Genomic DNA, 25872 nt, shown 5'->3' on the forward strand with positions numbered 1-25872 from the left:
AGAGGAGAGAGTCCATGGAGTTGAGGACCCTGATGACGAGGGCGGCGGAGTCCGCCGTCACGACCGTCGAGGGCATCGGCGCGGACCGGCTCGGCGACCCGACGCCCTGCAGCGACTACGACGTCCGCGCCCTGATCGACCATCTGTACCTGTGGACGGGCACGCGCGGCGAGGGCGCCGCGCGGAAGATCCCGCAGCCCGAGGAGGACGCCCCGCAGCCGGAACCGACGGCCGAACCCGACTGGGCCGCCCGCTACGCCGAACAGGCCCGCCGGACGGCCGCGGCCTGGTCCGACCCGTCCGCCTGGGAAGGTGTCACCGGCCTCACCGCCAAGGGGGAGATGCCCGCGCCCTTCATCGGGGGCATCCTGTTCGCGGAGTTCTGCCTCCACGGCTGGGACCTCGCCGTCGCCACCGGCCAGAGCCCCCATCTGGACGACGTCCTGGCGGAGGAACTGTTCGCCAGGGTGCGGGAGACGGCCGAGACGGCCCGGCAGTACGGCGTCTTCGGCCCCGAGGTGCCCGTACCGGCGTCCGCGCCGCCCCTCGACCGGGCCTTGGGCCTGGCAGGGCGCGACCCGCACTGGTCGCCCTGACCGAAACGGGTGCCGGCCCCGTGGCGGGGAAGCCCTAGGCTTGTGCCCATGTCTTCGTCTTCGATCCGCGTACGCTTCGCTCCCTCCCCGACCGGCATGTTCCACGTCGGCGGGGCCCGTTCCGCCCTCTTCAACTGGGTGATGGCCCGGCAGTCCGGGGGGACGCTGGTCCTGCGGATCGAGGACACCGACACCTCGCGCAACAAGCCCGAGTGGACCGAGGGCATCATCCGCGCCCTCGCCTGGCTGGGCATCGACGGCGCGGAGTACGAGGGGCCCTACTTCCAGTCGGCGAACCTCGAGCGGCACCAGGAGGCCCTGCGCGACCTGCTCGGCCAGGGGCTGGCCTACTACTGCGACTGCACCCGCGAGGACGTGGTCGCCCGCACCGGCGACTCCCACAAGGGCTACGACGCGTTCTGCCGCGACCGCGACCTGGGGCCCGGCGACGGCCGCGCGGTCCGGTTCCGCACCCCCGACGAGGGTCAGACCACGGTGGTGGACCTGATCCGCGGCAAGCCGGTCTTCGAGAACAAGGTGCTGGAGGACTTCGTCATCGCCCGATCCAACGGGTCGGTGCCGTTCCTGCTCGCCAACGTCGTGGACGACGCGGCCCAGGGCATCACCCACGTGGTGCGCGGCGAGGAGCACCTGTCCAACGCGCCCAAGCAGCAGCTCCTGTGGGAGGCGCTCGGCCACGAGCCCCCCATCTGGGCGCACGTCCCCGTGATCGTGAACGAGAAGCGGCAGAAGCTGTCCAAGCGCCGCGACAAGGTCGCGCTGGAGGACTACCAGGCCGAGGGCTACCTGGCCGCCGCCATGCGCAACTACCTGATGCTGCTGGGCTGGGCGCCCACCGGCGACCGCGAGGTGGTGGCCTGGGAGGTCGTCGAGCGCGAGTTCCGCATCGAGGACGTCAACGCCTCCCCGGCGTTCTTCGACGTCAAGAAGCTGCGGGCGATCAACGGCGACTACATCCGGGCGCTCCCGACCGCCGACTTCGTCGCCGCCTGCCTGCCGTACGTGGAGGACGCGCCCTTCGAGGTCGACCAGGGCGTCTTCGCCCGGTTGGCGGAGCTGGCCCAGACCCGGGTGGCGGTGCTGTCGGAGATCGTCCCCATGGTCGACTTCGCCTTCCTCGACGAGCCCGCGTTCGACGAGGCGTCCTGGGCCAAGGCCATGAAGGAGCCCGCCGCCGAGATCCTCGCCGGCGCCGAGGAGACCTACCGCGACGCCCCCTGGAACGCCGACGAGCTGAAGACCCGGCTGGAGGCCGTCGGCACCGGATTCGGCCTCAAGCTCGGCAAGACCCAGGCCCCCGTCCGCGTCGCCGTCACCGGGCGCACCGTCGGCCTCCCGCTCTTCGAGTCCCTGGAGATCCTCGGGCGCGAAGCCACCCTCACCCGCATCGCCGCCGCCCGCACCCGCCTCACCACCTGACCACCCGCCCACCGTCCACCACGCGGCGGCCCACCGCCGGGTCGAGCACGCGGGCGGCGACCGCGTGGTCCACCGCATACCGGCGGCCTGTGCGTTCCGGCATGGGCCGGTCCGGTGCTCGTTCGAGCGGGTGCCGGCCGGTCGCCGTTCGACCACGCGGGCGGCAGGTCGCGCGCTTTGGCGCGTCGTTCCGAACGTGAACTACCGGCCGGTCGCCGTTCGACGACGCGGGCGGCAGGTCGCGCGTCACCGGTTACGCGGGGACGCACGTCCGTACCGCCTGCGGCCGAAGGCGCCGGTGCCCTGTGTCGGGTCGGCGGGAGAGTCAGGGGCGGAAGACGACGCTGCCCGGGTAGTGGCCCGTCGCGCACGTGTAGCGGAGCCGCCCCGGGGCGGGTGAGCCGAGGTCGATGCGGATGTCGCCGGTCTGCGGGAGCATGCGTTCCAGGCCCCGGGAGGGGATCACGAAGGCCCGCGTGCAGCCCCGCGTGCCCCTCGTCCGGAGGACCAGCACCGTCGGGCGCCCCGCACGCGCGGTCACCGTGGACGGTCGGTAGCCGCGGTCGACCGCCCAGACGGTGACGGTCTGCACGCCCGACGTGTCGGTGCGGACGAAGTCCTCCGACAGCGCGCGGGCCTCGCCCGACGCGGGCAACCACCCGCCGAGGCGCAGGCCCGACAGCAGCGTCCACGCCGCCACCGCCGCCAGCACGACGCCGGCCACGGCCGCCGGCCCGCCGCGCAGCAGGTCCAGCCCGCGCCCCAGGGCCAGGCCGAGCAACGCGAACACCGGGGCCGTGCCGAGCACGAACCCGGCCATCACCGCGGCTCCGCCCACCGCCGACCGGGAGCCCACCGCCAACAACTCCGCCGACAGCGTCAGCCCGCACGGCACCAGCACCGTGGACGCCCCCAGCACGGCGGGACGACGCCACCCGACGGGCCCCTCGGCGGGACCTCCGCAGTGCCCCTCGCCGCCGTCGCCGCGGCGCAGCAGTCGCCGCGCCGCCGGAACGCCCAGCAGGTCCAGCGCGAAAACCGCCAACACCACACCCGCCGCCACCAAGAGCACCGCGCGAACCCGCGGGCCGGGGGCGACCGCCGCCCCCACGACGCCCAGCAGCGCACCCAACACGACGTGCACGGCGAGCTTGGCCCCGAGAAAGGCGACGACCGGGGCCACCGGACGTCGCGCGCCCCGTACGGCACCCGTCAGCAGCCCTAGCTGAACGGACGCGCAAGAGGCCGCCCCGGCGAGCAGCCCGGTGCCCGCCCCGGCGGCGAACAAAGCCGCCGGGCCCGTGACAGGACCCGCCATTCCGCCACCTCCGAGGCGGAACCCTCCCCGGAGCGCTGTGTCACCAACCGTGGCCGCAGGGTCAGGCTTCCGGCGCCCCCGCGCTCGGAAGAGATGGCCGCCCGGCGGCCCGCAGCGCCTCGAAGGCGGTGTGCAGATCGGCGAACCGCACCGCCAACTCGTCCACCGCCGCCCGCAGCTCCTCCGGCGACCCGTCCCGCACCGCGCCCACCTGCTCTGCGACCGCCTCGAACCGCTCGGCCAACTCGTCCAGCCGCGGCGCCGGACCCTCGTCCGGCGTGCCCGCCCGCGACCGCAGCAGCGCCGCCTGGTCGCGCAGCAGCACGGCCTGCTCGCGCAACTGCAGGTTCTTGCGGTGCAGCTCCACGAACACCGACACCTTGGCGCGCAGCACCCACGGGTCGAACGGCTTGGCGATGAAGTCCACCGCGCCCGCCGCGTACCCCCGGAAGGCGTAGTCGGGATCGCTGTTCACCGCGGTCAGGAAGATGATCGGCAGATCCCGGGTCTTCTTGCGGCGTTTGATGTCCCGGGCCGTCTCGAACCCGTCCATCCCCGGCATGACCACGTCCAGCAGGATGACCGCGTACTCGTCGGTGAGCAGGGCCTTGAGCGCCTCCTCGCCGGAGCGGGCGCGCACCAGGTCCTGGTCGAGCGAGCTCAGGATCGCCTCGAGGGCGACCAGGTTCTCCTCGCGGTCGTCCACGAGAAGGATCTTCGCCTTGTCATCCACGCCTGGTATCTCCTGATCGTGAGCGGGCGCCGGATATCCCGGGGGCCGGCGGCGCCGGCCGCGGCCCCCCGAGGGCCGGTCAGCGCACCGCGGCGCGCTGCAACCAGGTTCTCATGACATCCAGCAGGTGATCCGGGTCGACGGGCTTGGCCACGTAGTCGGAGGCCCCCGAGGCCAGGCTCTTCTCCCGGTCGCCCTTCATGACCTTGGCGGTGATCACGATGATCGGCAGATCGGTGAACTGGGGCATGCCGCGGATCGCCTCCGTGGTGGCCCACCCGTCCAGACCCGGCATCATCACGTCCATCAGCACCAGGGACATGTCCGGATTGCGCTGCAGCAGATCGATCCCGGCCTGCCCGTCGTCGGCGTACAGCACCTCCATCCCGTACCCCTCCAGCATGCTGGTCAGGGCGAACACGTTCCGGACGTCATCATCGACGATCATGACCTTGCGCCCGGACAGCACCGCGTCCAGGTGCTCGGTGGGCGGCTCCTCCAGGAACCCGGCCGACAGGGCGCCCGCCGAACTCGGCGGAGCCTCCCCGGCCGACCGCTCCGAGGAGACCGCCGGCGGGGCCTCCGCGGCGGCGGGCCGGCGGGTCACCGGCCGGGCGACCTCCGGGGCCGTCTCCACCGGCGGCTCCAACGCGTCCGACTGCTGGTACTGCGCGGGCAGGTAGAGCGTGAACCGGCTGCCCTCGCCCACCTCGCTGCTGGCGTGGATCTCCCCGCCGAGCAGCCGGGCGATGTTGCGGCTGATGGACAGGCCCAGCCCGGTGCCGCCGTAGCGGCGGCTGGTGGTCCCGTCCGCCTGCTGGAACGCCTCGAAGATCACCTGCAGCTTGTCCTCGCTGATGCCGATCCCCGTGTCGCCCACCTCGAACCCGATCACCAGCGGGGCGTCCCGCAGCGACGGCGAGCCGAACTCCACGTCCCCGGCGGGCGCGATCGACAGCCGCACCCGGCCCTCGGAGGTGAACTTGACCGCGTTCGACAGCAGGTTGCGCAGCACCTGCTGCAGCCGCTGCTCGTCGGCGTACAACAGGCCGGGGACGTCGGGGGAGACCTCGATGCCGAACTCCAGGCCCTTGTCCACGGCCATCGGCCGGAACGTGGCGTCCACGTAGTCGACCAGGGTCGCGACCGGCAGCGGCTGGGGATGGACCTCCATCTTCCCGGCCTCCACCTTGGACAGGTCGAGGATGTCGTTGATCAACTGGAGCAGGTCGGTGCCCGAGTCCAGGATCGTCCGGGCGAACTCCACCTGCTTGGCGGTGAGGTTCCCGTCCGGGTTCTCCGACAGCAGCTTGGCCAGCACCAGCAGGCTGTTGAGGGGGGTGCGCAGCTCGTGCGACATGTTCGCCAGGAACTCGGTCTTGTACTGCGAGCTCATCGCCAGTTGCTCGGCGCGGTCCTCCAGCGTCCGCCGGGCCTGCTCGATCTGGAAGTTCTGGATCTCGATCGCCCGGTTCTGCTTGGCCAGCAGCGCCGCCTTGTCCTCCAGCTCGGCGTTGGAGCGGCGCAGCTCCGCCTGCTGACGCTGCAGCTCGTCGGACCGTTCCTGCAGCTCCTGGGCCAGTCGCTGGGATTCCGACAGCAGCGACTCGGTGCGGGAGTTGGCGCCGATCGCGTTGAGCGTGACCCCGATGCTCTCGGCGAACTGGTCGAAGAACGCCAGGTGCGTCGCGGTGAACCCGTTGAACGAGGCCAGCTCGATGGCCCCCAGCACCTGCCCCTCGAACAGGATCGGCAGCACGATCACATGGGTGGCCGACGCCTCGCCCAGCCCCGACCGGACCTTGACGTAGTCGCCCGGCGCGTCGTCCAGCAGGATCATCCGCCGTTCCAGCGCCGCCTGCCCCACCAGCCCCTCGCCGAACCGGAACCGCACCGCGCCCGGGTCGGGACGCACCCCGTACCCGGCGATGAGCGCCAGCTCCACCTCCCCGGCGGCGTCGGTGTCGGCCAGGTAGAACGCCCCGTAGTTGGCGGAGACCGTCGGGGTCAGCTCGCTCATGATCAGTTGCGACACCTGCGCCATGTCACGGTGGCCCTGCATCAGCCCGCCGATCCGCGCCAGGTTGGACTTCAGCCAGTTCTGCTCCTGGTTGGCGCGGGTGGTGTCCCGCAGCGTCGCCACCATGAGGTTGACGTTGTCCTTCAGCTCGGCCACCTCGCCGGCGGCCTCCACGGTGATGGCGCGGCTGAGGTCGCCGCTGGCCACCGCGCTGGCCACCTCGGCGATCGCCCGCACCTGCGTGGTCAGGTTGGACGCCAGCTCGTTGACGCTCTCGGTCAGCCGCTTCCACGTCCCGGACACGCCCTCGACCTTGGCCTGACCGCCCAGCCGCCCCTCGCTGCCGACCTCCCGCGCGACACGGGTGACCTCCGAGGAGAACGCCGACAGCGTGTCCACCATCGTGTTGATCGTCGTCTTGAGCTCCAGGATCTCCCCGCGGGCGTCGACGTCGATCTTCTTGGTCAGGTCGCCGTGGGCCACGGCCGTGGTGACCTGGGCGATGTTGCGAACCTGGTAGGTGAGGTTGGAGGCCATGCCGTTGACGTTGTTGGTGAGGTCCTTCCAGACCCCGGACACGCCCCGGACCTGGGCCTGGCCGCCCAAACGTCCCTCGGTGCCGACCTCCCGCGCGACGCGGGTGACCTCCGAGGAGAACGCCGAGAGCTGGTCGACCATGGTGTTGAGGGTGTCCTTGAGGTCGAGGATCTCGCCTTGGGCGTCGACGGTGATCTTCTTCGACAGGTCGCCGTTGGCGACGGCCGTGGCCACCTGGGTGATGTTGCGGACCTGGTACGTCAGATTGCTGGCCATGCCGTTGACGTTGCTGGTCAGGTCCTTCCAGACCCCCGACACCCCATGGACCTGGGCCTGGCCGCCGAGGCGTCCCTCGGTGCCGACCTCCCGCGCGACACGGGTGACCTCGTCGGCGAACGCCGACAGCCGGTCGACCATGGTGTTGAGGGTGTCCTTGAGGTCGAGGATCTCGCCTTGGGCGTCGACGGTGATCTTCTTCGACAGGTCGCCGTTGGCGACGGCGGTCGCCACCTGGGCGATGTTGCGGACCTGGTAGGTGAGGTTGGAGGCCATGCCGTTGACGTTGTTGGTGAGGTCCTTCCAGACCCCCGAGACGCCGTGGACCTGGGCCTGGCCGCCCAGCCGTCCCTCCGTGCCGACCTCGCGGGCCACGCGGGTGACCTCGTCCGCGAAGTCGGACAGCCGGTCGACCATGGTGTTGAGGGTGTCCTTGAGGTCGAGGATCTCGCCCTGGGCGTCGACGGTGATCTTCTTCGACAGGTCGCCGTTGGCGACGGCCGTGGCCACCTGGGCGATGTTGCGGACCTGGTAGGTGAGGTTGGAGGCCATGCCGTTGACGTTGTTGGTGAGGTCCTTCCAGACCCCGGACACCCCCCGGACCTGGGCCTGCCCGCCCAGCCGTCCCTCCGTGCCGACCTCCCGCGCGACGCGGGTCACCTCGTCGGCGAACGCCGAGAGCTGATCGACCATCGTGTTCACGGTGAGCTTCAGCTCCTGAAGCTCGCCCACCGCCTCGACGGTGACCTTCCGGGTCAGATCCCCCTTGGCCACCGCCGTCGTCACCACCGCGATGTCCCGCACCTGCGCGGTCAGCCGGTCGGCCATCACGTTCACCGCGCTGGTGACGTCCCGCCATCGACCCGTCTGCCCGCGCATCGCCGCCTGCCCGCCGAGCCGGCCCTCGGTGCCGACCTCGCGGGCCACCTGGGTGACCTCCCAGGTGAAGTTGTCGAGCTGCTCGACCATCGAGTTCACCGACCGGGCCATCCGCAGCAGCTCGCCCCGCATCGGCCGGCCGCGGACCCGCAGCTCCACCCGCTGGCTCAGATCGCCCGCCGCCACCGCCTCGACCACCCGCGCCATGCCGGTGGACAGGTCGGTCAGCTTGTCGATGATCGCGTTCGCGTCCTCCGTCGCGCTCGCCCACGACCCCCGCGCGCCCGCCGGCGTCACCCGTTCGCGGAGGTGGCCCTCACGGCCGATCTCCCGCCGGATCCGCGACAGCTCACCGGTCAGGTGCGCGCCGTTGTCGCGGATGTCGGACACGAGCGTCAGCGCCTCGGCGACCGCCCCCTCACCGGAGAAGTCGGAGTCCGTCTGGAACTTGCCGTCGCGGACGGCGGCCAGCGCCTTGAGCAGCGGCACCAGGTCGGCGTCGCTGTAGCGCGGCGTCGTGTCGCGCGAGTTGGCCGAGTGCCCCGTGCGGGACGCGGTTCGCGGCATAGTCTTTCCTCCTGGCCCACTGCCCTGGGTCCGGGATCTGCGGACACTCCCATTGGGCCTTACATTTGCAGTCTGTCACGATGACTGGAATCTGTATCGCCTCTTCAACCGGGGGGACCGACGTGGAACGACGGACGTCGTCCGCCACCTTCCCGCCCGCGGCCACGTCGGTGGCGGCCGCGCGCCGCTTCGTGCGCCGCACCCTCACGGACTGGGACATGGCGCAGGTGGCCGACGACGCGCTGCTCGCCACCAGCGAGCTTGCCACCAACGCGGTCACCTACGCGGGCACCTCGTTCGAAGTCCGCTGCCTCCTCGAGGACGGCGGGATCCGCATCGAGGTCCTCGACCACCATCCGACCCGTCCTATCGCGATGCCCGCGCTGGAGGAGACCAGCGGCCGGGGCCTGCCGTCCATCGACCGGTTGGCCTCCTCCTGGGGCATCACCTACGAGGGGCTCACCAAGGGCGTCTGGTTCCGCCTGCCCAAGCCCGACGGCGCGCTCACCGGGACGACCCGCGAGGCCCCCGGACCGCCCGGGGGCCCGTTCCCCGGCGTCGGCCCGCGGCAGGCCGGCGGCCCCACCTCGCACGCGACCGACCGTCCCTTCCGCCCCCAGCCGGGTGAGGACACCCTCGACGGGGCGGTCGAGACCGTCCGCGACGTGTTGGCGGCCGACGGGGCCGCGGTGCTGCTCGCCGACCGCGACGGCGCGCTGACCCTCGGAGCCTCCGCCGGGACCATCCCCGACACGCCCGCCGGGCGGCTGACCATGGCCGGCCTGGGCGCGCAGGCCCGCGCCGGGGAGCCCTGGGTCACCGGCGACGCCACCGACCCGGTCGCCGCCGCCCTGGCGGCCCGCTCCCTGGCCGCCGCGCCCCTGCAGGTGGAGGGCCGGGTGACCGGGCTGCTGGTCGCCGTGGCCGCCGAGCCCGGCCGCTTCGACGAGGCCGCCGGACGCCGCCTGGGCCGCATCGCCGACGAGATCGCCCTGTCCATGGAACGCGCCCGGGTCGGCGAGCTGGAGCGGTCCTGGCGCGGCTGGCTCAGCTTCGTCGCCGAGGCCAGCGATCTGTTGGCCGGCACCCTCGACCAGGAGCGCACCATGGCCCTGGTCGCCCAACTCGTGGTGCCCCGGCTGGCCGCCTGGTGCGCCGTGCACACGGTGGACGAGACCGGCGCCGCACGCCCCGCCTACGTCTGGCACACCGACGAGACCCGCGTCGACGGGCTGCGCGAGCTGCTGTCCAACGCCACCCCCGCGCCCCCGATGGACTCCTCGGGCGCCTGGAGCGGGCACACGGCCGCCCCCGCCTCCGTGCGCGCGGTGGCCGGGCCGACCGCCGACGACCTCGCCTACGCCTTCCCGCTGAACGCCCGAGGCCGCCGGATGGGCGTCCTGGTCATCGGCCGCCCCGCCGGGGACCGATTCCCCCAGGTGGCCATCGACCTGGCCGAGGAGCTGAGCCGGCGGGCCGCGCTCGCCATCGACAACGCCCGCCTCTACACCGCGCAGACCACCATGAGCAGCGCCCTGCAACGCAGCCTCCTGCCCCCAGGGATCCCCGAGGTCCCGGGCCTGGAGGTCGAGGTCGTCTACCAGCCCGCGGGGGAGGGGAGCGAGGTCGGCGGGGACTTCTACGACCTGTTCGTGTGCGGCCCCGACGACGTCGGCGCGGCCGGGCGGTCCCGCTGGCGGTTCGCCATCGGCGACGTGTGCGGCACGGGCCCGCAGGCCGCCGCCGTCACCGGCCTGGCCCGGCACGCCCTCCGCATCCTCGCCGCCGAGGACATGCCCGTCCCCGACGTCCTGGCGCGTCTCAACCGGCTGATCCTGGCCGAGGGCCCGCGGGCCCGACTGCTGACGCTGCTGCACGGGGAGATCACCCCCCGGCCCGGCCGCGACGGCGTCCGCATCGACCTCGTCAGCGCCGGTCACCCGCTGCCGCTCGTCCTCGACCCGGACGGCACCGTCCACGAGGGCGCCGGGGCCCAACCCCTCCTCGGCGTCTTCGACGACGTCGGGTTCACCCTCGACACCCTGGAGCTGCGCCGCGGCCAGGTCCTGCTGTGCGTCACCGACGGCGTCACCGAACGGCGCGCGGGCAGCCGGCTGCTCGGCGACGACAACGGGCTCGAGCACCTGCTGTCCGCCTGCCGGGGGCTCAGCGCCGGCGCGGTGGCCGCCCGCATCCAGCGCGCCGTCCGCGACTTCGGCCCCGAACCGTCCAACGACGACGTCGCCCTGATCGTGCTGCGGGCCTCGTGAGCGGTGGCCCGTTCCCACGGATCGGACGTACGGCATGCCGTGGGCGGCCATATGTTCTAGGGTGATGGGCGATGGGTCTCGCCTTGCACACCACACGACAGGACGACCGCGTCACCGTTGCGGCACGCGGTTCCATCGACCTGCACTCCTCCGATGAACTCCGGGGGCGGCTCGAGTCCCTGGTGGAGGCGGGTCATCAGGAGATCATCGTCGACCTGACCGCAGTCGACTTCTGCGACTCCTCGGGCCTGAACGTGCTGGTCCGCGCCTACAAGCACGCCCGCGCAAAGAACGCCTCCTTCTCCGTGACCGGCGCCTACGGCAGGGTCGAGAACGTCCTGCGCACCACGGGCCTGGACCGCTTCCTCATCGGCGCCCCGCCCGAGGGGTGACAGCGTGACCGAGACGACCCTCCGTGCCGCCCCGCAGAGCGAAGCGGTGGAGCTCGCCCGGAGACTGGCCGCCCGCACGATGCGGACGTGGGCCCTGGTCGACCGCGAGGAGCAGGTGACCGCCATCGTCGCCGAGCTCGTCGCCAACGCCGTCCGGCACGCCGGGACCGTCTTGGAGCTGCGACTGCAACGGCGTCCCGGCGCCGTCCGCATCGAGGTCCGCGACCGCGCCCCCGCGCTGCCCAGGCTCACCGTGCCCGCCCCGCTGGACGAGTCCCACCGGGGCCTGTTCATCGTCGACAGCTTCGCCAGCGACTGGGGGGCCATCCCCGTCACCGGCGGCAAGGTCGTCTGGGCCGAGGTCGCCATCTGAGCGTCCCCGGCCCCGCCCTCAGTGCGTGTGCCGGTACATCTCCGCGACCATGAACGCCAGGTCCAGCGACTGCCCCCGGTTCAACCGAGGGTCGCAGGCCGTCTCGTAGCGCTGGTGGAGATCACCCTCCACGATCTCGTGCCCGCCGCCGACGCACTCGGTCACGTCGTCGCCGGTGAACTCGATGTGGATGCCGCCCGGATGGGTGCCCAGCGCGCGGTGCACCTCGAAGAACCCCGCCACCTCGTCCAGCACGTCGTCGAACCGCCGGGTCTTGTGCCCGCTGGGCGCCTCGAACGTGTTCCCGTGCATCGGATCGCAGATCCACGCCACCGGGGCACCCGACTGCGCGACCTTCTCCACCAGCGGCGGCAGCGCCTCGCGGATCCGTCCCGCGCCCATCCGGGTGATGAACGTCAACCGGCCCGGCTCGCCCTCGGGGTTGAGCCTGTCGATCAGCGCGAGCGCGTCGTCCGCCGACGTCGTCGGACCCAGCTTCACCCCGATCGGGTTGCGGATCCGGCTGGCGAACTCCACGTGCGCCCCGTCCAGCGCCCGCGTCCGCTCCCCGATCCACACCAGATGCGCCGACACGTCGTACGGGAGACCGCTGCGGCTGTCGATGCGGGTCAGCGCCCGCTCGTACTCCAGCAGCAGCGCCTCGTGGCTGGAGTAGAACTCCACGCCGTGGAACTCCTCGGGGTCGGCGCCGCACGCCTTCATGAACGCCAGGGCCCGGTCGATCTCCCCGGCCAGCCGCTCGTAGCGCTGCCCCGCCGGGCTCCCGGCGACGAAGTCCTGGTTCCACGCGTGGACCTGCCGCAGGTCGGCGTACCCGCCCTTGGTGAACGCCCGGCACAGGTTCAGCGTCACCGCCGAGCAGTGGTACGCCTGCAGCAGCCGCCGTGGATCGTTCCGTCGGGACTCGGGCGTGAAGTCCAGGCCGTTGACCGCGTCGCCCCGGTAGGCCGGCAGCGTCAGCCCGTCCCGCTCCTCCATGGAGTTGGAACGCGGCTTGGCGAACTGCCCCGCCATCCGGCCGATCTTCACGACCGGGACGCTGCCCGCGTACGTGAGCACCACGGCCATCTGCAGCAGCGTCTTGAGCTTGTTGCGCACGGCGTCGGCGGTGGACCCGGTGAAGGTCTCCGCGCAGTCCCCGCCCTGCAGGACGAACGCCTCGCCGCGCACCACGGCCGCGAGATCGTCCTTGAGCTGGTCGCACTCGCCGGCGAACACCAGGGGCGGCGCCTGCGCGAGTTGCGCGGCGACGGCCCTGACCTCCTCCGGGTCGTCCCATTCCGGCTGTTGCGCTGCCGGGAGGGCGCGCCAGGCGTCAAGCTCTCCCGCGACAGTCGTTTTACTCACCCCACAAGGCTAGGTCACCCTGACCACCGCGGCATCCCGAGACGACCCCAGACCCACCCCCTCAACCACCCCGAGAACGGCGTGGCGGGGCCGCACCCCGAAGGGTCGGCTGCCGGGCCCGGCTAGGCCGCCTTCGTGGGGACGGGGGCGGCCAGCTTCCGCCGGGCCGTGCGGGAGCCTTGGGCGATGGACTCGGGGCGGGCCTCCGACACCGGCGTGCCCCCCGTAGGCCGGGAGGCGGCCTGCGCGTGCCCGGTGGAGCGCGCGACGCGATCGCCCTCGGCCGCCATCTGCCGCAACCGCCGCAGCGAACGATCGGTGATCTGCCGCACCCGGTTGTGGCTCAGCCCGTACCGCGCCCCGATCTGGGCGTAGGACAACGGCTGACCGTCCTCCATCCCGAACCGGGCCCGCAGGATCGCCGACTCGCGCTCGGGCAGCCGCTGCAACAGCCGCCCCAGCCCCGCCAGGTCGTCCAGCGCCACCACCTCGGCCTCCGGGCTCACCCCCTCCGGATCCTGCAGGAGATCGCCCATCGGGGTCTCGCCGGCCTCGTCCACGGCGGCGTCCAGGCTGGCCGGGTCGCGCCGCCAGCGCATCAGCTCGTCCACGTGGTCGGGCGCCGCGCCGACGGCCTGCGCCAACTCGTCGCGGGTGGGCTCACGGCCCAGATCGCGGCCCAACTGGCGCTCGGCGCGACGCAGCCGCGACAGCTCCTCCTCCACGTGGACCGGCAGCCGGATCGTCCGCGCGGTGTGACTGAGCCCGCGGCCGATCGCCTGGCGGATCCACCAGGTCGCGTAGGTGGAGAACTTGAAGCCGCGCCGGTAGTCGAACTTCTCGACCGCCCGCATCAGCCCGAGGTTGCCCTCCTGGATCAGGTCGATCAGGGGGAGGGCGTCGGTGGGGTACTTGCGTGCGATCGAGACCACCAGACGCAGGTTGGCCTCGACGAAACGTTGTTTGGCGCGCAGTCCGGCGGCGGCGAGCTCCTCGAGCTCGCGCCGGGTCGCCCCCGGGGGCACCCGGCCCTCCTCGAGCAGCCGCTCGGCGTACAGGCCACCCTCGATGGCCTTCGCCAGGTCGACCTCCTCCTGCGCGTCCAGCAGGTGAGTACGGCCGATCCTGTCGAGGTACGCGCCGACGAGGTCCTTGTCCGGCGTCTCGACACTGTCGCCCTTGGTTCGGGTTGCAGCCATCCTGACCCTTCTTCGGTCGAACTCCCTGCTCCGTTAACGCTAATTACGGCTCTGTGATTCCCGATCGGGGAATACTGGGGGCGGGGTCACCGCTCTACCCGACTGATACCCCGAGTGAGGAGGCTCCGACATGGCGACCGTCACACTGACCGCCGAGGACTTCGATGCCACCGCCCAGGGCGAGGGCATCGTGCTGGTCGACTTCTGGGCGGCCTGGTGCGGCCCCTGCCGCCGTTTCGGCCCCATCTTCGAGGGCGCCTCCGAGCGCCACCCCGACATCACCTTCGCCAAGGTCGACACCGACGCGGAGCAGGAGCTGGCACAGCGGTTCGGGATCTCCTCGATCCCCACGCTCATGGCGGTCCGAGACGGGGTCATCGTCTTCGCCGAGCCCGGAGCGCTGCCCGAGCCGGTGCTGGAGAACGTGATCGAGCAGGTGCGCGGCCTCGACATGGACGACGTGCGCAAGCGCATGGAGGCATGACCCCGGCGGGGCCCGGGTGCCGCGCCGGCGCCCCGGTCCGCGACACGTGATGATGGACGCGTGCTGAACGACGTCGTGAACGTGCTCGCGTGCCCGGTGTGCGGATCCGCCCTGGCACCGGCGCACGCGGCGCTGCGCTGCGACGCGGGGCACAGCTTCGACATCGCCCGGCAGGGCTACGTCAACCTCCTGCCCGGCAACGCGCGGACGGGCACGGCGGACACCCCGGAGATGGCCCGTTCCCGGGAGACGTTCCTGGGCGCCGGCCACTTCGACGGTCTCGCGGACCTCCTCGCCGAGCACGTCGCCTCCGCGCTCCCGCGCGGCGCCTGCGTGCTCGACGCCGGCGCGGGGACCGGCCACTACCTCGCCCGCGTCCTCCGTGACACCGAGACCGCCGTCGGCCTCGCCATCGACGTCTCCAAACACTCGCTCCGCCGCGCCGCCCGCGCCCACCCGCGCGTCGGCGCCGTGGTCGCCGACCTGTGGCGACCCCTCCCGGTGCGCACCGGGTCGGTCGACGCGATCCTCGACGTCTTCGCCCCCCGCAACGGCGCCGAGTTCCGCCGCGTCCTGCGCCCCGACGGCGTCCTGTACGTCGTCACCCCCACGGCGCGCCATCTCGGCGACCTGGTCCCCGACCTCGGCCTGCTCACGGTGGACGAACGCAAGCAGGAACGCACCGACCGGTCCCTGAGCGACCACTTCCGTGCGTACGAGACCCACGCGTACGAGACCGAAGTCGAACTCGGCCACGACGATGTCGCCACACTGGTGGGGATGGGCCCCAGCGCCCGCCACCTCTCCGCCGACGAACTGCGGACGAGGCTCGGGAAACTACCCGACCCTGTGCGGGTCCCCATCTCGGTCGCGCTCTCGGTCTATCTGCCGCACCGGGTCGACGCTCACTCCGAAGCTCAATAGCGCCTGGGGGACGTCCCCGTGATCGAGCACCCCACCGGGGCCACGGATCTCCGCCGCCTCGTGCTCGACCGAGGCGGGCACCCCGAGCACCGCGCAGCTCAGCAGAATGCGCTGCAGGGCCTGGCCCGCACGGAGCCAATCGGCGGGCCCGTCCCCGGAGGTGACCAGCAACGCCGCGTTCACGCCCTTCATCGGAAGACCGACCAGGGCGGCGCCCTCCAACCGCGCCGCCCCCGCGAGCTCGTTCGCCTCACGCAGCGAGGGCGGCCGTTCACCCGCCGGCCGCCGCCAAGGGGCGGGACGCAGCGACGCGGCGTACAGCAGCCGCTCGGACCGACTCACCCGACGTCGCCGCGCAAGCCGTACCGTCGCCAGCAGGGCCGGCCGCTCCTGATCGGGAGCCGGTCGCACCACGACGTCGCGGCCGAGTTGCGCCGCCGCGAGCCGAAGGTTCATCAGCGCGGCGCCGCATTTGATCCGCAGGTCACGACCGCACGGGTCGTGCGAAGGCCGGAATCGAGCCGGATCGGCGACCACTTCGATGCCCTGGGGAACGACCTGGAATCGCCACGCGGGGACATCGTGGATCGCGGGGATCATCGTCGCGCCGACGACCAGATGTTCAGTGGAGCGACGCATGTCATCCCCTCCCTGACCAGCGCACAGGTGTGCGCACCGTACCGCAGCGCCCCCGTCCGCACGAGGCCTTGATTTGACGCCTTCCCGGGCTCTGCCTAAAGTCTCCATTGCCCCCAGGGGATGCGGAACGCCGAGAGGCGGTCGGCCCGGGGGACACCGACTCTCGTAAAACGGTTCGAGCCGAGTGCCGGACTGGGGTACGCTGGGAAGGTCAGCCCGAAGGGGATGCAGGACGCCGCAGGCGGCCGGCCCCGGGGCGAACCCGCGAACGACGTCAACCGACGGGCCTTGTGCCAGTCGGTGGCTGCGGCACGTGGGACCTTGATTCGGAATCTGAGCCAAGAACGATCTCCTAGAGATCGACTTGACACGGACGAAGGATCGGGTAAGTTAGAAGGGTTGCCCCAAGGGGGGCTCGCCGGTGGGTGGGTCGCTTCGTGGTGGGTGTCCGTTTCTTGAGAACTCAACAGTGTGTTAAAAGCCAGTGCCTTGTGACAGCCTCCTGTTGTGGGGGGTTGTTGTTTCCTCGTCATAGAGGAATTTCTTTGAGGCAATGCGCATCCCGGGGCCCCTTGGTTTCAAGGGTTGTTCGGGGTGTGGTTTTGCCGGGATTGTTTCCCAGGGTTTTGGCCTCGTTTCTCCGCCTGTTTGTGGTGGGGGGTGGGGTCGTTGGGCCTTGATGGAGAGTTTGATCCTGGCTCAGGACGAACGCTGGCGGCGTGCTTAACACATGCAAGTCGAGCGGAAAGGCCCTTCGGGGTACTCGAGCGGCGAACGGGTGAGTAACACGTGAGCAACCTGCCCCCGACTTCGGGATAAGCCTGGGAAACCGGGTCTAATACCGGATACGACCTCCACTCGCATGGGTGGTGGTGGAAAGTTCTTCGGTCGGGGATGGGCTCGCGGCCTATCAGCTTGTTGGTGGGGTGATGGCCTACCAAGGCGACGACGGGTAGCCGGCCTGAGAGGGCGACCGGCCACACTGGGACTGAGACACGGCCCAGACTCCTACGGGAGGCAGCAGTGGGGAATATTGCGCAATGGGCGAAAGCCTGACGCAGCGACGCCGCGTGGGGGATGAAGGCCTTCGGGTTGTAAACCTCTTTCACCACCGACGAAACCAGACGGTAGGTGGGGAAGAAGCGCCGGCTAACTACGTGCCAGCAGCCGCGGTAATACGTAGGGCGCAAGCGTTGTCCGGAATTATTGGGCGTAAAGAGCTCGTAGGCGGCCTGTCGCGTCCGTCGTGAAAGCCCACGGCTCAACCGTGGGTCTGCGGTGGATACGGGCAGGCTAGAGGCAGGTAGGGGAGAACGGAATTCCCGGTGTAGCGGTGAAATGCGCAGATATCGGGAGGAACACCGGTGGCGAAGGCGGTTCTCTGGGCCTGTACTGACGCTGAGGAGCGAAAGCGTGGGGAGCGAACAGGATTAGATACCCTGGTAGTCCACGCCGTAAACGTTGGGCGCTAGGTGTGGGGCTCTTCCACGGGTTCCGCGCCGTAGCTAACGCATTAAGCGCCCCGCCTGGGGAGTACGGCCGCAAGGCTAAAACTCAAAGGAATTGACGGGGGCCCGCACAAGCGGCGGAGCATGTTGCTTAATTCGACGCAACGCGAAGAACCTTACCAAGGCTTGACATCGCCGGAAAACTCGTAGAGATACGGGGTCCTTTTGGGCCGGTGACAGGTGGTGCATGGCTGTCGTCAGCTCGTGTCGTGAGATGTTGGGTTAAGTCCCGCAACGAGCGCAACCCTCGTTCCATGTTGCCAGCACGTGATGGTGGGGACTCATGGGAGACCGCCGGGGTCAACTCGGAGGAAGGTGGGGATGACGTCAAGTCATCATGCCCCTTATGTCTTGGGCTGCAAACATGCTACAATGGCCGGTACAGAGGGCTGCGATACCGTGAGGTGGAGCGAATCCCTAAAAGCCGGTCTCAGTTCGGATCGAAGTCTGCAACTCGACTTCGTGAAGTCGGAGTCGCTAGTAATCGCAGATCAGCAACGCTGCGGTGAATACGTTCCCGGGCCTTGTACACACCGCCCGTCACGTCACGAAAGTCGGCAACACCCGAAGCCCGTGGCCCAACCACTTGTGGGGGGAGCGGTCGAAGGTGGGGCCGGCGATTGGGACGAAGTCGTAACAAGGTAGCCGTACCGGAAGGTGCGGCTGGATCACCTCCTTTCTAAGGAGCACCTCCACCCCTTCGCGCTTTGTTCTTCGCGGGTGTTCTCGTGTGCCGTCCTCGTGGCGGACGCGGGACGACGGCGGAGACGGACGCGGGAGAGGGTGCAGAGGCCTCGGCCGTCGGAGACGCGTGTTCTCCGGGTCGGGAGCTCATGGAACCGTGGAGCACTGGCTACTCAACCCACCGGACCGTTCGGGTCCGGTCAGTACTATCCGCCACCCCCGCCTCGCGCGGAGGTGGCCGCCCCATCCCCCTTCGCGGGGGCGGGGTTCGTGCATCGTCCCCCCTCTTCGGAGGTGGGGGTGGGTGCGGGGTGTGGAACCTCCGGTCGTTCGGGGGTCTGGTGGGTTGGACACACTGTTGGGTCCTGAGGAAACGGACCCGTTCTGTTCTCTCCCGGCCTTCACGGCCGTCGGCGGTGCCCGTTCGCGGGTGGTGTCGCGGTCTGGGTGGTCGGGTGAGGCATCTCCCCTCTCTTGTCGTCGTCTCTCCCGTTCGCGGGGTGGGCGATGTCCGGGGGGCGGAGGGGTGGGGTTGGTTTCTTCTGGTTGTTGCGGGGCCGTGGCCCGCCCTTGTCGGGGTGTGGTGTGGTCGCTGGTTGTTTTTTGTGAACTGCATAGTGGACGCGAGCATCTTTGATCGCTGATTTGTGGTCATTGTTGTTAAGTTTTTAAGGGCACACGGTGGATGCCTTGGCATCAGGAGCCGATGAAGGACGTGGGAGCCTGCGATATGCCTCGGGGAGCCGGCAACCAGGCGCCGATCCGGGGATTTCCGAATGGGGAAACCTGGCACCCGTCATGGGGTGTCGCCGCCGTCTGAATGTATAGGGCGGTTGGTGGGAACGCGGGGAAGTGAAACATCTCAGTACCCGCTGGAAGAGAAAACAAGAGTGATTCCGTGAGTAGTGGTGAGCGAAAGCGGAGGAGCCTAAACCGTGCGCGTGTGATACCTGGTAGGGGTTGCGTGTGCGGGGTTGTGGGAGCATCCGGTCGGGTCTACCAGTCCGACGGGGAGTCATAAAACATCGCGGTAGTCGAAGGGTCTGGGATGGCCGACCGTAGACGGTGAGAGTCCGGTAGACGAAATCGTGGTGTCTCCTTGGGGTGTTTTCCCGAGTAGCACGGGGCCCGTGAAATCTCGTGTGAATCTGCCACGACCACGTGGTAAGGCTGAATACTTCCTGGTGACCGATAGTGCACGAGTACCGTGAGGGAAAGGTGAAAAGTGCCCCGGTGAGGGGTCGTGAAATAGTACCTGAAACCGTGTGCCTACAAGCCGTCAGAGCCGTCGGCCCCTTTGGGGGTTGGTGATGGCGTGCCTTTTGAAGAATGAGCCTGCGAGTTATGGTGTGTGGCGAGGTTAACCGGTGTCGGGTAGCCGTAGCGAAAGCGAGTCTGAAGAGGGCGTTTTAGTCGCATGCTGTAGACCCGAAGCGGAGTGATCTAGCCATGGGCAGGGTGAAGCGCCGGTAAGACGGTGTGGAGGCCCGAACCCACCAGGGTTGAAAACCTGGGGGATGACCTGTGGTTAGGGGTGAAAGGCCAATCAAACTCCGTGATAGCTGGTTCTCCCCGAAATGCATTTAGGTGCAGCGTCGCGTGTTTCTTGCCGGAGGTAGAGCTACTGGATGGCCTAGGGGCCTTACCGGGTTACCGAAGTCAGCCAAACTCCGAATGCCGGTAAGTGAAGCGCGGCAGTGAGACTGCGGGGGATAAGCTTCGTAGTCGAGAGGGAAACAGCCCAGATCATCGGTTAAGGCCCCTAAGCGTGTGCTAAGTGGTAAAGGATGTGGAGTTGCCGTGACAACCAGGAGGTTGGCTTAGAAGCAGCCATCCTTGAAAGAGTGCGTAATAGCTCACTGGTCAAGTGATTCCGCGCCGACAATGTAGCGGGGCTCAAGCACACCGCCGAAACCGTGGCATCCGCGCCTTATGGTGTGGGTGGGTAGGGGAGCGTCCGGCAAGCCGGTGAAGCATCGGTGTGAACCTGGTGTGGAGGTTGCCGGAGTGAGAATGCAGGCATGAGTAGCGATTCGCACGTGAGAAACGTGCGCGCCGATTGACCAAGGGTTCCTGGGGCAGGCTTTTCCGCCCAGGGTAAGTCGGGGCCTAAGGCGAGGCCGATGGGCGTAGTCGATGGATAACGGGTTGATATTCCCGTACCCGCGGGCACGCGCCAATATCGAACCCTCTGATGCTGACCACCCGATCCTTCGTTCGGGCCTTCGGGCCCGTGCGCGGGGGAGGCTGGGACCCGAGGGGGTAGTAGGTAAGCGATGGGGTGACGCAGGAGGGTAGCTCAGCCCAGGCGGTGGTCGTCCTGGGGTAAGCATGTAGCCCGCGCGATAGGCAAATCCGTCGCGCGCACAGGGTGAGATGTGATGCCGAGCCGTTTTAGGTGAAGTGAGTGATCCCATGCTGCCGAGAAAAGCCTCTAGCGAGTGTGCCGGCGGCCCGTACCCTAAACCGACTCAGGTGGTCAGGTAGAGAATACCGAGGCGTTCGGGTGAACTGTGGTTAAGGAACTCGGCAAATTGCCCCCGTAACTTTGGGAGAAGGGGGGCCGCTTCCGGTGAACGCCTTCGCGGTGGGAGCTGGGGGCGGTCGCAGTGGCCAGGGGGAAGCGACTGTTTACTAAAAACACAGGTCCGTGCGAAGTCGTAAGACGCTGTATACGGACTGACGCCTGCCCGGTGCCGGAACGTTAAGAGGACCGGTCAGCCCGTAAGGGTGAAGCTGAGAATCTAAGCGCCGGTAAACGGCGGTGGTAACTATAACCATCCTAAGGTAGCGAAATTCCTTGTCGGGTAAGTTCCGACCTGCACGAATGGCGTAACGACTTCCCCGCTGTCTCAACCACAGGCCCGGCGAAATTGCAGTACGAGTAAAGATGCTCGTTTCGCGCAGCAGGACGGAAAGACCCCGGGACCTTCACTATAGCTTGGTATTGGCGTTGGGAGCGTCTTGTGTAGGATAGGTGGGAGACTGTGAAGCTCGGACGCTAGTTCGGGTGGAGTCGTTGGTGAAATACCACTCTGGTCGTTTCGAGCGTCTAACCCGCGCCCCTGATCGGGGTGGGGGACAGTGCCTGGTGGGTAGTTTAACTGGGGCGGTTGCCTCCCAAAAGGTAACGGAGGCGCCCAAAGGTTCCCTCAGCCTGGTTGGTCATCAGGTGTCGAGTGCAAGGGCACAAGGGAGCTTGACTGTGAGACAGACATGTCGAGCAGGTGCGAAAGCAGGGCCTAGTGATCCGGCATCTCCGTGTGGAAGGGATGTCGCTCAACGGCTAAAAGGTACCCCGGGGATAACAGGCTGATCTTCCCCAAGAGTCCATATCGACGGGATGGTTTGGCACCTCGATGTCGGCTCGTCGCATCCTGGGGCTGGAGTAGGTCCCAAGGGTTGGGCTGTTCGCCCATTAAAGCGGCACGCGAGCTGGGTTTAGAACGTCGCGAGACAGTTCGGTCCCTATCCGCTGCGCGCGCAGGAGACTTGAGAGGATCTGTCCCTAGTACGAGAGGACCGGGACGGACGAACCTCTGGTGTGCCAGTTGTCCCGCCAGGGGCATGGCTGGTTGGCTACGTTCGGTAGGGATAACCGCTGAAAGCATCTAAGCGGGAAGCCTTCCTCGAGATGAGGTCTCCCTCCCACTTTCGGGTGGGGTAAGGCTCCCAGTAGACGACTGGGTTGATAGGCCGGAGATGGAAGCCTTGTGAGGGGTGGAGTCGACCGGTACTAATAGGCCGAGTGGCTTAACAACACTCCGCATCTTCTGCGTGATGTTCGCGTCCCTATGCGGTTCACAGAGAACAAACAGTTGTTTTCCGTGAACCGAACAACAGAATACGAGCCGCCCACCCCCCGTCAGAAAAGGGGGGTTCGGTTCGCCCACGGTTTTCCCCACACCCGCGTGTGTGGGGGTTGGGCGTTCCGGTGGTCATGGCGGAGGGGAAACACCCGGTCTCTTTCCGAACCCGGTAGTTAAGCCCTCCAGCGCCGATGGTACTGCATGGGAGACCGTGTGGGAGAGTAGGACACCGCCGGAACAACACCTATGGTCGGGGCCCGTTCCCTGGAGAACCCTCAACATGAGGCCGTTCTCGGGAACGGGCCCCGACCCATTCCCGTTCACGAACGATCCCCGCCGCCCGACCCCCCGCCGCCCGACCCCGCGCCTGCCGACCCGCCGGCGTCCCGCGCCCAGGCGTGCAACGCCTCCCCACCACCCGCGGCGTCCAGATTCATCGCCGCCTCGATCAACGCCAAATGCGTGAACGCCTGCGGATGATTCCCCAACATCACCCCACCGGCCGACATCTCCTCGGCGAACAACCCCAACCCCCCACCACACCGACACAACCCCTCAAAACGCCGCAACGCCTCCCCCACCCGCCCCGCCAGGACCAACGCCGACACCATGTCGAAAGCGCACAACAAGAACCCACCCTCGACACCGCCCAACCCATCCCCGGTCGCCCCGGGATCATACCGATGCACCAACAGACCATCCGTGCCGAGTTCCTCATCGATCCGCTGAAGTGTGCTCACCACCCGCGGATCGTCCCCCTCCAAGAAGTCCAGCAGGGAAAGCCGAAGCAGCGAAGCGTCCAGCGCGGTGTCCCCATAGGACTGGACGAAGGCGCCCCTCTCCTCGTCATAGCCCACGCTCAGGATCTCCGTCCGCATCGCCTCGCGATCGGACCGCCAGTCATCGAGCGGCAGATGAGAGGAGGCCCCGGTCAGCCCGGCGAGTCGGATCCCCCGGTCCAGGCAGACCCAGGCGTACAGTTTCGAGCTGGTCCAATGCCGTGGTCGATTCCGTACCTCCCAGATGCCGTCATCGGGTTCCCGCCACAGACCACGGGCGGTCTCCACGATCTGGAACACCTCGCCCAACTCGCCGTCGGTGAGCCCGCCCGTTGCCTGCTGAAAGGCGAGCGCGGCGTCGAGCACCTGGCCGTAGACGTCAAGTTGGTGCTGCTCGAAGGCCTCGTTCCCGATGCGTACCGGCCGGGAGTTCGCATATCCCGAAAGGTGCGGCAGCGGCTCCTCGGCGACTCGGGTGCCGCCGTCCAAGGTGAGCATGGGCTCGAGCCGTCCGTCCGACAGCAGGCAGTTCTCCAGCAGAAATCGCAGATATCTGCCGGCCTCCTCGCTGTGGCCGAGGCGCATCAGGACCAGCACCACCAGGGCCGCATCGCGGTGCCAGGCGTACCGGTAGTCCCAATTCCGTTCGCCGCCCGGCCATTCCGGTAGTGAGGTGGTCGGTGCGGCGATAAGGGCACCGCTTTCACTGTGCATCAGGCCGCGAAGCACAACCGCGCTGCGGCGGACCTCTTCGGCGGCGAAGCCGTCGTACACATATCGGGAGGACCAGTCGCGCCACGCCGCGAGCGTCTCTTGGAGCATCCGTTCCGCCACTTCCGGGTCGGAGGGCACGGGCGGTCCTTCGTACCCGAGGAGGAGGGTCGTGGTCTCTCCCTCCGTCAGGGCCCAGCTCCCGAAAAGGTCCTCGCCGTGGAGGGAAAGGGGCGTACCGCTCAGGGATAATCCCGCATGGTGCTCCGTGAAGCCGGCGTCGGACCGGGTCCAGTGGGCGTCGCGCCGGGCGTGATCGGGTGTGGCCTTAACACGCGTGCGGACCTGCACGCGTCCCTTCTCGCACTGGACGCGCCGCACCAGGACACCCGTCGGAATGATGCCCCGTTCATCGCCCTCATCCGGCGACCGGGCCGCCAGGAAGTCGTGGCACACCGCCGTTCCCGAAGGGCAGCTCCAGCGGCTCTCCAGGACGAGAGTGGTGTCCACGTACGACTGCGAGGGTTCGGGCGCGCCCTCGATCTCCAATTCCCAGGCCCCGCCCACCCGGCGATCCAGGATCCGGTTGAAGACCGCGGGGCCGTCGAACCTGGGTGTGCACAGCCACTCGACGGCGCCGTCCGGGCCGATGAGCGCGGCCGTTCGACAGTCGGACAGGAAGGCGTACCGGTCGATCGGCGGGGTGTCGGCGGCGGTCATGACCGGACCCGCGGGAGGACGTGGTCGCCGAAGGCCTCGATGAAGGCCCGCTGATCGCGACCGACCTGATGGATCATGACCTGGTCGAATCCGGCGTCGCCTTGGGCCGCGAGCCAGTCGGCGTGTTCGGAGAGGTCGGCGGACACGTGCACGAACGGGGTGAGCTGCGGGGGGTCGATGAACCTGGCGGCCTCCTCGAAGTGCTCCGGCAGGCTGATCTCCCAGCCGACCTCGCTGCCGAGGGCGGCCTCGCGCCACTGCTCGTGCGCGGCCGCCAGCGCGGTCTGTGGATCGTCGGCCCAGCTCAGATGGACCTGGAGCACCGCAGGGCCCGTTCCGCCGTCGTCCCGGTAGGCGGCCAGGGTGGTGCGGTGGGCGTCGTCGGGCTGGTTGATGGTGATGAGCCCGTCCGCCCAGCCCGCCGCCCATCGCGCGGTGGACGGCGTCACGGCCGCCGCCAAGAGCGCCGGTGGCTCCTGCGGCGGGGGCCACAGGCGTGCGCGGTCGACCCGTACGAGCCCGTCGTGGGAGACGGTCTCGCCGCGGAACAGCGCGCGGATCACCTCGACGCACTCCTCGAGGCGGCGGGTCCGCGCGGGCTTGGAGGGCCATCGGTCTCCGGTGATGTGCTCGTTGAGGGCCTGGCCCGTTCCCAACGCGACCCAGAGTCTGCCGGGGGAGAGGTCGGTCAGCGTGGCGGCGGCCTGGGCGAGGACCGCCGGGTGGTAGCGCTGCCCGGGAGCGGTCACGACGCCCAAGGGGAACCCGGTCACCGCGAGGGCGGCCCCCAGCCACGCCCATGCGTGGCCCGAGTGGCCCTGGGCCCTGCTCCATGGGGCGAAGTGGTCCGAGCACATGGCCGCCGAGAAGCCCGCCTGCTCCGCGGCCCGCGTCAGGTCGAGCAGCTCGGCGGGTCCGAACTGTTCGTGTGAGGCGTGGAAGCCGTAGGTGGCCATGCCCTCCTCCGCATCGTCGTCCGCCCACCCGGGCCCCTGCCCAGGGATGGGCCGGTCATTCGGGGGACGAGGCGGGGGGTGTCCGGGTGAGGACGGCGTCCAGGGTCGTGGCCCACTGGGTCAGGAGGCGGGTGCGGCGGACCGAGTCGTCCGTGAGGAGGTCGGCCAGGCCGAGGCCGCGGACCAGGTCCAAGGTGGCCTGGACCGTCTCGCGGACCCCGGGGACGGACTCGTCGGCGCCCAGGGCCTCGACGGTGAGGCGGTGCGCCTCGCGGCCCACGCGGGCCTCCAGGGGGAGGACCTGGGCCTTGAGCTGGTCGTCGGAGCTGGCGGCGACCCACAGTTGGAGGGCGGCCCGGAAGAGGGGGCTGGTGTACATCTCGCCGAGCATGGTGACGACGTCCTGCGTGCTGGGACGGCCGTCGGCGAGCGCGTCGAGGTGGGCGCGCATCCGTCGCATCCGGACCTCGGAGCCGTACTCGACGGCGGCGGTGACCAGCTCCTCGCGGGTGCGGAAGTGGTGTTGGGCGGCGCCCCGGGAGACGCCGGCGCGTTCGGCGACCACGGTCACCGTGGTGCCGGCCCAGCCGACGGAGGCCAGGCAGTCGATGGCGGCCTCCAGGAGCCGCCGCCGGGTGGCCCGGCTGCGGTCCTGGCGGGGCTCGCGGGGAAGTGCCTGGGTCGTCATGC

Annotated in this window: 16 protein-coding genes and 3 rRNA genes; 10 read left to right on the forward strand and 9 right to left on the reverse strand. The window is 69.3% G+C overall.

From position 1 onward, the window contains the following. Positions 1-14: 14 nt before the first annotated feature. Together DFJ69_RS27535 and gltX are read left to right on the forward strand one after the other, a co-directional pair. Entirely contained in the window at positions 15-596 is a 582-nt protein-coding gene (locus DFJ69_RS27535) for a TIGR03086 family metal-binding protein (protein ID WP_245974601.1), read from the forward strand. Positions 597-644: 48 nt separating this feature from the next. After that, positions 645-2036, forward strand: coding sequence for a glutamate--tRNA ligase (gene gltX, locus DFJ69_RS27540; protein WP_116025268.1), 1392 nt, complete (start codon positions 645-647; stop codon positions 2034-2036). 325 nt (positions 2037-2361) lie between these two features. Here gltX and DFJ69_RS27545 read toward each other — a convergent pair whose 3' ends face one another. From DFJ69_RS27545 to DFJ69_RS27555, 3 genes are all read right to left on the reverse strand, one after another. After that, positions 2362-3354: a sulfite exporter TauE/SafE family protein gene (locus DFJ69_RS27545; RefSeq protein WP_116025269.1), complete on the reverse strand. Its 993-nt coding sequence runs from the start codon at positions 3352-3354 to the stop codon at positions 2362-2364. Between the two features lie 61 nt (positions 3355-3415). Continuing rightward, a complete protein-coding gene (locus DFJ69_RS27550; RefSeq protein WP_116025270.1) occupies positions 3416-4087 on the reverse strand; it encodes a response regulator in 672 nt (223 codons plus the stop codon). A 79-nt stretch (positions 4088-4166) separates the two neighbouring features. Next, entirely contained in the window at positions 4167-8366 is a 4200-nt protein-coding gene (locus DFJ69_RS27555) for a HAMP domain-containing protein (protein ID WP_211328808.1), read from the reverse strand. A gap of 122 nt (positions 8367-8488) precedes the next feature. On the opposite strand from DFJ69_RS27555, the gene DFJ69_RS27560 reads away from it, so the two are divergent. From DFJ69_RS27560 to DFJ69_RS27570, 3 genes are all read left to right on the forward strand, one after another. Further along, a complete protein-coding gene (locus tag DFJ69_RS27560; protein ID WP_245974602.1) occupies positions 8489-10636 on the forward strand; it encodes a SpoIIE family protein phosphatase in 2148 nt (715 codons plus the stop codon). Between the two features lie 71 nt (positions 10637-10707). Next, a complete protein-coding gene (locus DFJ69_RS27565) occupies positions 10708-11028 on the forward strand; it encodes an STAS domain-containing protein (RefSeq protein ID WP_116025271.1) in 321 nt (106 codons plus the stop codon). Between the two features lie 4 nt (positions 11029-11032). Beyond that, the gene (locus DFJ69_RS27570; RefSeq protein WP_116025272.1) at positions 11033-11401 is read left to right on the forward strand and encodes an ATP-binding protein; all 369 of its coding nucleotides are present in this window, start codon (positions 11033-11035) and stop codon (positions 11399-11401) included. 18 nt (positions 11402-11419) lie between these two features. Here DFJ69_RS27570 and DFJ69_RS27575 read toward each other — a convergent pair whose 3' ends face one another. Together DFJ69_RS27575 and DFJ69_RS27580 are read right to left on the reverse strand one after the other, a co-directional pair. After that, positions 11420-12769, reverse strand: coding sequence for a class II 3-deoxy-7-phosphoheptulonate synthase (locus DFJ69_RS27575; RefSeq protein ID WP_116025273.1), 1350 nt, complete (start codon positions 12767-12769; stop codon positions 11420-11422). A 122-nt stretch (positions 12770-12891) separates the two neighbouring features. Then, on the reverse strand, positions 12892-13968 hold the full coding sequence (locus DFJ69_RS27580) for a sigma-70 family RNA polymerase sigma factor (protein ID WP_116025274.1): 1077 nt from the start codon (positions 13966-13968) through the stop codon (positions 12892-12894). A gap of 130 nt (positions 13969-14098) precedes the next feature. Between DFJ69_RS27580 and trxA the strand changes: the two genes are divergently transcribed. Next, complete coding sequence (gene trxA, locus DFJ69_RS27585; RefSeq protein ID WP_116025275.1) at positions 14099-14452, forward strand: thioredoxin; 354 nt, start codon at positions 14099-14101, stop codon at positions 14450-14452. Between the two features lie 60 nt (positions 14453-14512). After that, on the forward strand, positions 14513-15376 hold the full coding sequence (locus tag DFJ69_RS27590; RefSeq protein ID WP_116025276.1) for a putative RNA methyltransferase: 864 nt from the start codon (positions 14513-14515) through the stop codon (positions 15374-15376). Here DFJ69_RS27590 and DFJ69_RS27595 read toward each other — a convergent pair. Then, positions 15290-16015: a hypothetical protein gene (locus DFJ69_RS27595; RefSeq protein WP_116025277.1), complete on the reverse strand. Its 726-nt coding sequence runs from the start codon at positions 16013-16015 to the stop codon at positions 15290-15292. The two genes, DFJ69_RS27590 and DFJ69_RS27595, sit on opposite strands and share 87 nt — an antisense overlap. A 676-nt stretch (positions 16016-16691) precedes the next feature. On the opposite strand from DFJ69_RS27595, the gene DFJ69_RS27600 reads away from it, so the two are divergent. The 3 genes from DFJ69_RS27600 (at position 16692) to rrf (ending at position 22254) form a co-directional block, all read left to right on the forward strand. Beyond that, positions 16692-18202: ribosomal RNA gene (locus DFJ69_RS27600) — 16S ribosomal RNA — on the forward strand. Positions 18203-18865: 663 nt separating this feature from the next. Then, positions 18866-21968, forward strand: a 23S ribosomal RNA gene (locus DFJ69_RS27605). 169 nt (positions 21969-22137) lie between these two features. Continuing rightward, positions 22138-22254, forward strand: a 5S ribosomal RNA gene (gene rrf, locus DFJ69_RS27610). Together the 16S, 23S and 5S rRNA genes form the textbook arrangement of a ribosomal RNA operon. A gap of 82 nt (positions 22255-22336) precedes the next feature. Here the strand turns inward: rrf and DFJ69_RS27615 are convergent. Genes DFJ69_RS27615 through DFJ69_RS27625 form a run of 3 tightly spaced genes read right to left on the reverse strand, consistent with a single transcriptional unit; the run spans position 22337 to position 25870 of the window. Further along, positions 22337-24226 carry a glycoside hydrolase family 15 protein gene (locus tag DFJ69_RS27615; RefSeq protein WP_116025278.1) on the reverse strand — a complete coding sequence of 630 codons (1890 nt, stop codon included), beginning with the start codon at positions 24224-24226 and terminating at the stop codon, positions 22337-22339. Further along, positions 24223-25182, reverse strand: a complete 960-nt coding sequence (locus DFJ69_RS27620; RefSeq protein WP_116025279.1) for a TIGR03885 family FMN-dependent LLM class oxidoreductase — start codon at positions 25180-25182, stop codon at positions 24223-24225. The genes DFJ69_RS27615 and DFJ69_RS27620 overlap by 4 nt, the downstream gene beginning before the upstream one ends. A gap of 55 nt (positions 25183-25237) precedes the next feature. Further along, entirely contained in the window at positions 25238-25870 is a 633-nt protein-coding gene (locus DFJ69_RS27625; protein ID WP_116025280.1) for a TetR/AcrR family transcriptional regulator, read from the reverse strand. Positions 25871-25872 lie beyond the last annotated feature (2 nt).

Origin of the sequence: Thermomonospora umbrina, from assembly GCF_003386555.1 — a bacterium.
In the GTDB taxonomy this organism is placed as follows: domain Bacteria; phylum Actinomycetota; class Actinomycetes; order Streptosporangiales; family Streptosporangiaceae; genus Thermomonospora; species Thermomonospora umbrina.

Bases quoted from the DNA above. Each gene is read 5' to 3' on its own strand.
- DFJ69_RS27535 (WP_245974601.1), top strand. From the start codon at position 15: ATGGAGTTGAGGACCCTGATGACGAGGGCGGCGGAGTCCGCCGTCACG.
- gltX (WP_116025268.1), top strand. From the start codon at position 645: ATGTCTTCGTCTTCGATCCGCGTACGCTTCGCTCCCTCCCCGACCGGC.
- DFJ69_RS27545 (WP_116025269.1), bottom strand. From the start codon at position 3,354: ATGGCGGGTCCTGTCACGGGCCCGGCGGCTTTGTTCGCCGCCGGGGCG.
- DFJ69_RS27555 (WP_211328808.1), bottom strand. From the start codon at position 8,366: ATGCCGCGAACCGCGTCCCGCACGGGGCACTCGGCCAACTCGCGCGAC.
- DFJ69_RS27565 (WP_116025271.1), top strand. From the start codon at position 10,708: ATGGGTCTCGCCTTGCACACCACACGACAGGACGACCGCGTCACCGTT.
- DFJ69_RS27580 (WP_116025274.1), bottom strand. From the start codon at position 13,968: ATGGCTGCAACCCGAACCAAGGGCGACAGTGTCGAGACGCCGGACAAG.
- trxA (WP_116025275.1), top strand. From the start codon at position 14,099: ATGGCGACCGTCACACTGACCGCCGAGGACTTCGATGCCACCGCCCAG.
- DFJ69_RS27595 (WP_116025277.1), bottom strand. From the start codon at position 16,015: ATGCGTCGCTCCACTGAACATCTGGTCGTCGGCGCGACGATGATCCCC.
- DFJ69_RS27615 (WP_116025278.1), bottom strand. From the start codon at position 24,226: ATGACCGCCGCCGACACCCCGCCGATCGACCGGTACGCCTTCCTGTCC.
- DFJ69_RS27620 (WP_116025279.1), bottom strand. From the start codon at position 25,182: ATGGCCACCTACGGCTTCCACGCCTCACACGAACAGTTCGGACCCGCC.
- DFJ69_RS27625 (WP_116025280.1), bottom strand. From the start codon at position 25,870: ATGACGACCCAGGCACTTCCCCGCGAGCCCCGCCAGGACCGCAGCCGG.